The organism is Geodermatophilus sp. SYSU D00700 (assembly GCF_054050255.1).
This window is the reverse complement of the sequence record NZ_JBJGZA010000021.1, coordinates 71,680-81,021: the sequence shown is the minus strand read 5'-3', so window position 1 is coordinate 81,021 and position 9,342 is coordinate 71,680. Positions and strand designations below refer to the sequence as shown.

Here is a 9,342-nt window from a genome sequence, read left to right as displayed (position 1 = left end):
GCCGGTTTGGTTTGCCCGAGGTGAAATGTTCACTTTTACGTGGGGCGTCCACCCAAAGGCCCCCCCGGGGGGTCGGCCCCCCTGCGGTGAGGGAGGACGCCCTGCGGTGAGGGAGGACGTGGCCCTCCTGCAGGAGCCCGCCGCGAGCGTGCGGGCGGTGGGGGGCAGGAGGGCCCTCCGTCAGTCCTGGGGCTGTTCGTAGGTGATGACCGTCCAGCCGAGCAGCAGCCGGTCACCGTCGGCGAGCGGGTGGGCGACGCCGGGCTCGAGCTGGGTCCACTCGGTGGCCTCCGGCCCGGCGACGTGCGTGCCGTTGAGCGAGCCGAGGTCGGTGAGCGTGACCTCGCGGCCGCTGCGCTGGATGGCGGCGTGCGCCGACGAGAGCACGTTCTGCGTGTCGGCGATCGGCACCGGGCGGGCGTTGCCCGAGGTCACCAGCTCGTGACTGTCGGGCCGGCGGCCCAGGACGAGATCCTCGTCGACGGTGACCACCAGGCCGTCGTCGAAGCGCAGCACCGGGGCCGAGGCGGTGTCGGGCTTCCAGAACGCCGTCTCCTCGCCCTCGTCGACGCGGCTCGAGCCCGCGCCCGAGGAACCCGCCGAGCCGTAGGAGGGAGCGCTCGCGGCGGCGCCGTAGGAGGGCCCGCCGGTGAAACCGGCGTCGGAGCCGGCCGTGAACGGCGACGCGGCGGCGGAGGGCTGGGCGGCGGCGCCGGCGTGCGCGACCGCGGCCAGGTGCAGCAGCGCGCCCGAGCCGGGGACGGTGCCCTGGTGCAGGTCGTAGGCGACGCCGGGCGGCATCGAGGGCGCGGCCTGGCCGGGGCCGACGTAGAGGGTGCCCCCGAGCGGGAACCCGGTGGCGAGGGTGCACCCGTCGGCGGGCTGGCCCGAGACCGGGACGCTGTCGACGGCGGGCTGGCCCTTGCCCGACCACAGGGCCACGCCGGTGCCCGAGCCCCCGTCGGAGTCGACCAGGACCAGGGCGAAGGACGCCGAGCTCCCGCCGAGCGCGGGCACCTGCGCGGCGACGGCGGCCAGCACGCGGTCGGCGCCGGGGCCGGAGACGCCCAGGCAGGCGTGCAGGGCGGCGACGAGGGCCGGCGAGCCCGGAGCGTCGACCCAGAGCAGTCCCCCGCCGCGTCGGGCGACGACGGCGTCTCCGGGCAGGACTTCACAGCGGTCGGGCATGCGCGCCAGCCTAGTGACCTCGGCGGGAAGTGGGTCGCCCGGCAGCACCGCCACGCCGGTCGCCGCGCCCGGTGGGGACGCTGCGACCGGCGTGACTGGTGAGCCTGCCGCTACGCCGAGCGCACCAGGCCGAGCTCCGCGGGGTCGGCCAGGTGCGCGGAGTGCGGCAGCACCCGGACCGTGTAGCCGAAGGCGCCGGTGCGCTCCAGCGGCAGGGTGGCGGTGAACCAGTGCCGGGAGCCGTCGGTGTGCTCGTGCCGCATGGGCACCGTGGTCACCTCGTGCAGGCCGTCGGCGTCGTCGACCCGCCCGTAGGCCGCCTGCACCTCGACGTCGGCCGGGGTCAGGTGCGGCAGCTCCACCTCGGCCCGCAGCGCCAGCGTGGAGCCGATCTCCGGGGTGTCGCCGGCACCGGTGGCCTCCACGTGCGCCACCCGCACGCCGTTCCAGCTCTCGAGCACCCGGGCCCGCCACTGCGCCTCGCTGCGCGCCGGGGCGTACCCGGCGTCGGCCATCGAGCGGGCGGAGCCGGCGGCCGGCACGTACAGGTGCTCGACGTAGTCGCGGACCATGCGGGTGGCCAGCACCTTCGGGCCGGTCTCGCGCAGGGTGTGGCGCACCATCTCCACCCAGCGGGTCGGGATGCCGTCGCGGTCGGTCTCGTAGAAGCGCGGCAGCACCTGGGTGGACAGCAGGTCGTAGATGGCGCGCGCCTCGACCTCGTCGCGACGGTCGTGGTCGGTGACGCCGTCGGCGGTGGGGATCGCCCAGCCGTTCTGGCCGTCGAACCACTCGTCCCACCACCCGTCGCGGATGGAGAGGTTGAGCCCGCCGTTGAGCGCGGCCTTCATGCCCGAGGTGCCGCAGGCCTCCAGCGGGCGCAGCGGGTTGTTCAGCCAGACGTCGCAGCCCCAGTAGAGGTAGCGGGCCATCCCGATGTCGTAGCCCGGCAGGAACGCGATGCGGTGCCGGATCTCGGGGTCGTCGGCGAACTTGACCATCTGCTGGATGAGCTGCTTGCCGCCGTCGTCGGCCGGGTGGCTCTTGCCGGCGATGACCAGCTGGATCGGCCGGTCCTCGTCGAGCAGCAGCGCCTTGAGCCGCGCGGGGTCGCGCAGCATGAGGGTCAGCCGCTTGTACGAGGGCACGCGGCGGGCGAAGCCGATGGTGAGGACGTCGGGGTCGAAGGCGCTGTCGGTCCAGCCGACCTCGGCCTCGGCCGCTCCGCGGGAGAGGGCGGTGTCGCGCAGCCGGCGGCGGACCTCGTCGACCAGCCGGGCCCGCAGCATCCGGCGGGTGGCCCACAGCTCCGACGCCGGGATGCGGTCGACGCCGTCGAAGGACGCCTGGTCCCGGCTCTCGGCGGGATCGCCGGCGCTGGAGGTCTGGGTCCCCAGCTCCACCAGCTCGCGGGCGGTCCAGGTCGGGGCGTGCACGCCGTTGGTGATCGAGCCGATCGGGACGTCGGCCTCGTCGAAGCCGGGCCACAGGTCGCGGAACATCCCGCGGCTGACGTGCCCGTGCAGCTGGCTGACGCCGTTGGCCCGCTGCCCCAGCCGCAGCCCCATGTGCGCCATGTTGAACTTCGCCGGGTCGTCCTCGGCGCCCAGCGGGATGAGCTGGTCGAGCGGGACGCCGAAGCCGGCGAAGTAGCGCTCGATCAGCGCCCGCGGGAAGCGGTCGATCCCGGCCGGGACCGGCGTGTGCGTGGTGAACACCGTGCCGGCGCGGACCGCCTGCAGCGCCTCGGCGAACGACAGCCCGTGCGACTCGGTCAGCTCGCGGATCCGCTCCACGCCCTGGAAGCCGGCGTGGCCCTCGTTGGCGTGGAACACCTCCGGCTGCGGGGTGCCGGTGAGCTGGCAGTAGGCGCGCAGCGCCCGCACCCCGCCGATGCCCAGCAGCATCTCCTGCCGCAGCCGGTGGTCCTCGTCGCCGCCGTAGAGCCGGTCGGTGACGCTGCGCTCGGCCGGGGCGTTCTCCTCGATGTCGCTGTCGAGCAGCAGCAGCGACACCCGGCCGACCTGCGCCCGCCACACGTGCGCGTGCAGCGTGCGCCCCTCGGGCAGCGGCACGGAGATGACGACGGCGGACCCGTCGGGCTGGCGCAGCAGCTTGACCGGCAGGCCGTGCGGGTCCAGCGACGGGTAGTGCTCGAGCTGCCAGCCGTCGGCGGACAGGCCCTGCTCGAAGTAGCCGGCGCGGTAGAGCAGCCCCACGCCGATCAGCGGCACGCCCAGGTCGGAGGCGGCCTTGAGGTGGTCGCCGGCGAGGATGCCCAGGCCGCCGGAGTACTGCGGGAGCACCTCGGTGATGCCGAACTCGGCGGAGAAGTAGGCGATGCTCCGCGGCGCGTCGGGCCCCAGCGACTGGTACCAGTGCTCGGCCGACAGGTAGTCCTCGAGGTCGTCGACGACGTCCTGCAGCCGGCGCAGGAAGCGGCGGTCGGTGGACAGCGCCGCCAGCCGCTGGGCGGAGACCTCGCCGAGGACCTTGACCGGGTCGTTGTTGCAGCGCCGCCACAGGTCGGGGTCCAGCGCCTCGAACAGGTCACGGGTCTCCGGGTGCCAGGACCAGCGCAGGTTCATGACCAGCTGGGAGAGGGGCAGGAGGGCCTCGGGTAGGGCCGCCCGGACGGTGAACCGACGCAGTGCTCGCACGCGGGGAGCCTAGCCAGACGCCACCACCGGGACAGGTCGGCGACACCGTTGTCACCCCCGTCCCACCCTCCCGGTTCCGGCCCTCCGCGGTCCGCCCGGACCCCTGCCGAGGCCGAGGTGTGGGCGGCCCCCGCGCTGGATAGCGTGGCCGGGATGACTCGCCGACCAGACCTCCGCCTCGGCATCACCGATGTCGCTCCCGTCGTGTCCTGCGGGTCCTTCTCGGCCCGCGCCGTGGTCGGCGAGCACCTGCCGATCACGGCCACCGTGTTCCGCGAGGGCCACGACGCCGTCGCCGCCGACGTCGTCTGGACCGCTCCCGACGGGACGCGCGGCGCGTTCACGCGCATGCGCCGCTACGGCGCCGAGCCCGACCGCTGGATCGCCACCGTCGTCCCCGACCGCGAGGGGCGCTGGACCTTCCGCGTGGAGGCCTGGAGCGACCCGCTGGCCACCTGGCACCACGCCGTCGAGGTCAAGATCGACGCCGGCCAGGGCCCCGGGGAGCTGGCCAACGACCTGGAGGAGGGCGCCCGGCTGCTCGAGCGGGTGGCCGCTGACGCCGACGACGAGTGGCGCGGCCGGCTCGGCGAGGCCGCGGCGAGCCTGCGCGACACCTCGCTGACCCTGCACGACCGGGTCGCCCCGGCGCTGGCCTCCGGGCTGCAGCAGTACCTCGACGCCCACCCGGTCCGCGAGCTGGTCACCCCCACCGCCGACCACGAGGTCTGGGTCGACCGGCCCCGCGCGCTGTTCGGCTCCTGGTACGAGTACTTCCCCCGCTCGGAGGGGCCGGTCGTCGACGGCAAGCCCACGCACGGGACCTTCCGGACCGCCGCGGAGCGGCTGCCGGCGATCGCCGAGATGGGCTTCGACGTGGTCTACCTGCCGCCGATCCACCCGATCGGCACGGTCAACCGCAAGGGTCCGAACACCTCGCAGTACCCCGGGGGCAACCCGCACGAGGTCGGGCCCGACGACGTCGGCTCGCCGTGGGCCATCGGCAGCGCGGAGGGCGGCCACGACGCCGTCCACCCGCAGCTGGGCACGATGGAGGACTTCCGCGCCTTCGTCACCCGCACCCGGGCGCTGGGCATGGAGGTGGCGCTGGACCTCGCGCTGCAGGCCGCGCCCGACCACCCGTGGGTCAAGGAGCACCCGGAGTGGTTCACCACCAAGCCCGACGGCACCATCGCCTACGCCGAGAACCCGCCGAAGAAGTACCAGGACATCTACCCGGTCAACTTCGACAACGACCCCGAGGGCATCTACGCCGAGGTGCTGCGGGTCGTGCGGGCGTGGATGGACGCCGGCGTGCGGGTGTTCCGGGTCGACAACCCGCACACCAAGCCGCTGGACTTCTGGCACTGGCTGATCTGGGAGGTCAAGCAGACCGACCCCGACGTGCTCTTCCTGGCCGAGGCGTTCACCCGGCCGGCGATGATGCACCAGCTGGCCCGCATCGGGTTCACCCAGTCCTACACGTACTTCACCTGGCGGACCGCGCGCGAGGAGCTCGAGGAGTACGGCCGCGAGCTGGCCTCCAACGCGCACTACATGCGGCCGAACTTCTTCGTCAACACCCCCGACATCCTGCACGCGAGCCTGCAGTACGGCGGGCCGCCGATGTTCAAGATCCGGGCGGTGCTGGCGTCGATGATGAGCCCCACCTGGGGCGTCTACTCCGGCTACGAGCTCTTCGAGCACGTGGCGGTGCGGCCGGGCAGCGAGGAGTACCTCGACAGCGAGAAGTACCGGCTGCGGCCGCGGGACTGGGCCGGCGCCGAGGGCGCCGGGCGCAGCCTCGCGCCCTACCTGCGCCGGCTCAACGAGATCCGCCGGCAGCACCCGGCGCTGCAGCAGCTGCGCACGCTGCGGTTCCACCCGGTCGACAACGGCAACCTGATCTGCTTCTCCAAGACCGACCCGGGCTCGCAGGACGCCGTCCTCGTCGTCTGCGCGCTCGACAGCCACAACCGGCAGATCGGGACGACGTCGCTGGACCTGCCCGCGCTGGGCCTGGACTGGCACGAGCGCTTCGCCGTCACCGACGAGCTCACCGGCGCCCGCTACGACTGGGGCCAGTTCAACTACGTCGAGCTGGACCCCTACTGGGAGCCCGCGCACGTCCTCTCGGTGCACCTCCCGCGGCCGGTGACCTGGCCGCCGGCGGTCCGCTGACCGCCCGACCTCCACCCGAACGACCCACACGCGAGGACGACCCGCACCGATGACGCTCCCCGTGCCCGACCCGACCCAGACGGGTTCCGCACTGCCGCCCCGCGGCGCCGACCCCACCTGGTACAAGCGCGCCGTCTTCTACGAGGTCCTCGTCCGCGGCTTCGCCGACAGCAACGCCGACGGCATCGGCGACCTCCGCGGCATGATCGACAAGCTCGACTACCTGCAGTGGCTCGGGGTCGACTGCCTGTGGCTGCCGCCGTTCTTCGCCTCGCCGCTGCGCGACGGCGGCTACGACGTCAGCGACTACACCGCCGTGCTGCCGGAGTTCGGTGACATCGAGGACTTCAAGGAGTTCCTCGCCGAGTCCCACCGGCGTGGCATCCGCGTGATCATCGACTTCGTCATGAACCACACCTCGGACCAGCACCCGTGGTTCCAGGCCAGCCGCAGCGACCCGGAGGGCCCCTACGGCGACTTCTACGTGTGGGCCGACGACGACACCGGCTACCCCGACGCGCGGATCATCTTCGTCGACACCGAGAGCTCGAACTGGACCTTCGACCCGGTGCGCAAGCAGTACTTCTGGCACCGCTTCTTCTCCCACCAGCCCGACCTGAACTTCGAGAACCCGAAGGTGCAGGAGGCGATCATCGACGCCCTGCGGTTCTGGCTGGACCTGGGCATCGACGGCTTCCGGCTCGACGCGGTCCCCTACCTGTTCGAGGAGGAGGGGACCAACGGCGAGAACCTGCCCAGGACCCACGAGTTCCTCAAGTACGTGCGCAAGGTGGTCGACGCCGACTACCCCGACCGCGTGCTGCTGTGCGAGGCCAACCAGTGGCCGGCCGACGTCGTCGAGTACTTCGGCGAGGACGGCGACGAGTGCCAGATGGCGTTCCACTTCCCGGTCATGCCGCGGCTGTTCATGGCCGCCCGCCGGGAGCAGCGCTTCCCGATCTCGGAGATCATGGCGCAGACGCCGTCGATCCCGGACAACTGCCAGTGGGGCATCTTCCTGCGCAACCACGACGAGCTGACCCTGGAGATGGTCACCGACGAGGAGCGCGACTACATGTGGGCGGAGTACGCCAAGGACCCCCGCATGAAGGCCAACATCGGCATCCGCCGCCGGCTGGCACCCCTGCTCGACAACGACCTCAACACCCTCGAGCTGTTCAACGCGCTGCTGCTGAGCCTGCCCGGCTCGCCGGTCCTCTACTACGGCGACGAGATCGGCATGGGCGACAACATCTGGCTCGGTGACCGCGACGGCGTCCGCACGCCGATGCAGTGGACGCCGGACCGCAACGGCGGCTTCTCCACCGCCGACCCGCAGCGGATGTACCTGCCCCTCAACGCCGACCCGGTCTACGGCTACCAGACCACCAACGTCGAGGCGCAGCTGCGCAACACCAACTCGATGCTGCAGTGGATCCGCCGGATGATCGCCGTCCGCAAGGAGCACCCGACCTTCGGGCTGGGGACCTACGAGGAGGTCGGGTCACGCAACCCGACGGTGCTGTCGTTCGTCCGCGAGTTCGGCGACGACGTCGTGCTGTGCGTCAACAACCTGTCCCGCTTCCCGCAGCCGGTGGAGCTCGACCTGCGCCGCTTCGAGGGCTACACGCCCATCGAGCTCACCGGCCGGGTCGAGTTCCCGCAGATCGGTGTCCTGCCCTACATGCTCACCCTCGCCGGGCACGGCTTCTACTGGTTCGAGCTGGCCCGGCCGGCCGAGGAGCCGGCGGCCGAGCCGGTCGAGGAGCCGGCCGCGACCGACACCGCCAGCAGCCCGCTGGCCGACTCGCTGCTGGCCTCCGGGCTGGTGAGCGAGGCGCCCGACGACGTCCCGCACGGCACCGGAGGCGCCCGATGAGCACGGCACTGGCCGGGGTCCTGCGGGACTGGATGCCGCACCAGCGGTGGTTCGGCGGCAAGGGCCGGGAGTGGGCCGACGTCACCGAGGAGGGCTTCTTCCTCTCCCGCGGCGAGCCGGTGGTCTCGGTGCACCGCGTCCGCGTCACCTACACCGACGGCGCCGTCGAGACCTACCTGGTGCCGCTGTCCTGGCGTGCGCACCCGGAGGAGGACCTCAGCTGGGCGTTCATCGGCGCGGTGCCGGGCAAGGACGCCGACGGGTCCGAGCGGGAGAACTACGCCTACGACGCGATGCGCGACCGCGACGCGACGATGCCGTGGCTGGCGAACCTGGCCGCCGGTGCCACCGTCGGGCCCCTGCACTTCCACCCGGCCGGCGACGCCGATGCCCCCGCGCCCATCCCCGAGGGCGTGCCCGGGGACGTCCTGTCCGGCGAGCAGAGCAACACCTCGCTGGTCTACGGCCAGGACGCCATCTTCAAGCTGTTCCGCCGGCTCGAGCCCGGGCTCAACCCCGACGTCGAGATCGGCGAGGCGCTGCGGCGGACCGAGAACCCGCACATCGCCCCGCTGCTCGGGTACGTCGAGATCGACGACCCGGACCCGTCGGCCGAGCCCGCGACGGTCGCGATGCTGCAGACCTTCGTCCGAGGCGCCAGCGACGGCTGGCGGCTGGCCACCGCCAGCGTCCGCGACCTCTACGCCGAGGGCGACCTGCACGCCGACGAGGTCGGCGGGGACTTCGCCGCGGACAGCGAGCGGCTGGGCGCGGCGACCGCGTCGGTGCACGCCGACCTCGCGCGCGTGCTGCCGAGCGAGCCCGCCGACCGCGCCTGGTTCGCCGCCAGCGCGGAGGCGATGAACGCCCGGCTGGAGGCGGCCCTGGGCGTGGTCCCCCAGCTCGAGGAGCACCTGGCCGGACTGCGCGCGCTCTTCGCCGCGGTGGCCGACAGCCCGGAGGAGGTGGTGCGCCAGCGGGTGCACGGCGACTTCCACCTCGGCCAGGTGCTGCGGACCGCGACCGGCTGGGTGGTGCTCGACTTCGAGGGCGAGCCGGCCCGGCCGCTGGCCGAACGCCGGCAGCTCGACAGTCCGCTGCGCGACGTCGCGGGGATGCTCCGCAGCTTCGACTACGCCGCACGGCACATGCTCGTGGAGCAGCCCGACGACTCCCAGCGCGCGTACCGCGCCCAGGAGTGGGCAGTGCGCAACCGCGGCGCCTTCTGCACGGGCTACTCGGCGGCCGGCGAGATGGACCCGTGCGGGGACTCCCCGCTGCTGCGGGCCTTCGAGGCGGACAAGGCCGTCTACGAGTGCGTCTACGAGGCGCGCAACCGGCCGAACTGGCTGATGATCCCGCTGCAGTCGTTGGCGCGGCTCACCGCCGGGGAGTCCTGAGCCCCACCCGCACGACGACACCGCACGGAGTCAG

The 9,342-nt window shown here is 73.0% G+C and carries 5 protein-coding genes; 3 read left to right on the top strand and 2 right to left on the bottom strand.

Features of this window, described 5'->3' with window-relative positions; genetic code table 11:
• Positions 1-180 precede the first annotated feature (180 nt).
• Both ACI79V_RS15850 and glgP read right to left on the bottom strand, forming a co-directional pair.
• Positions 181-1,188, bottom strand: a complete 1,008-nt coding sequence (locus ACI79V_RS15850; RefSeq protein WP_456890611.1) for an FHA domain-containing protein — start codon at positions 1,186-1,188, stop codon at positions 181-183.
• Between the two features lie 110 nt (positions 1,189-1,298).
• A complete protein-coding gene (gene glgP, locus ACI79V_RS15845; RefSeq protein ID WP_456890610.1) occupies positions 1,299-3,848 on the bottom strand; it encodes an alpha-glucan family phosphorylase in 2,550 nt (849 codons plus the stop codon).
• A gap of 153 nt (positions 3,849-4,001) precedes the next feature.
• On the opposite strand from glgP, the gene ACI79V_RS15840 reads away from it, so the two are divergent.
• Genes ACI79V_RS15840 through ACI79V_RS15830 form a run of 3 tightly spaced genes read left to right on the top strand, consistent with a single transcriptional unit; the run spans position 4,002 to position 9,308 of the window.
• Positions 4,002-6,029, top strand: a complete 2,028-nt coding sequence (locus ACI79V_RS15840) for an alpha-1,4-glucan--maltose-1-phosphate maltosyltransferase (protein ID WP_456890609.1) — start codon at positions 4,002-4,004, stop codon at positions 6,027-6,029.
• A gap of 49 nt (positions 6,030-6,078) precedes the next feature.
• A complete protein-coding gene (gene treS / locus ACI79V_RS15835; RefSeq protein WP_456877300.1) occupies positions 6,079-7,908 on the top strand; it encodes a maltose alpha-D-glucosyltransferase in 1,830 nt (609 codons plus the stop codon).
• A complete protein-coding gene (locus ACI79V_RS15830; protein ID WP_456890608.1) occupies positions 7,905-9,308 on the top strand; it encodes a maltokinase N-terminal cap-like domain-containing protein in 1,404 nt (467 codons plus the stop codon). Before treS ends, ACI79V_RS15830 begins: the two co-directional genes overlap by 4 nt.
• Positions 9,309-9,342: the final 34 nt, after the last annotated feature.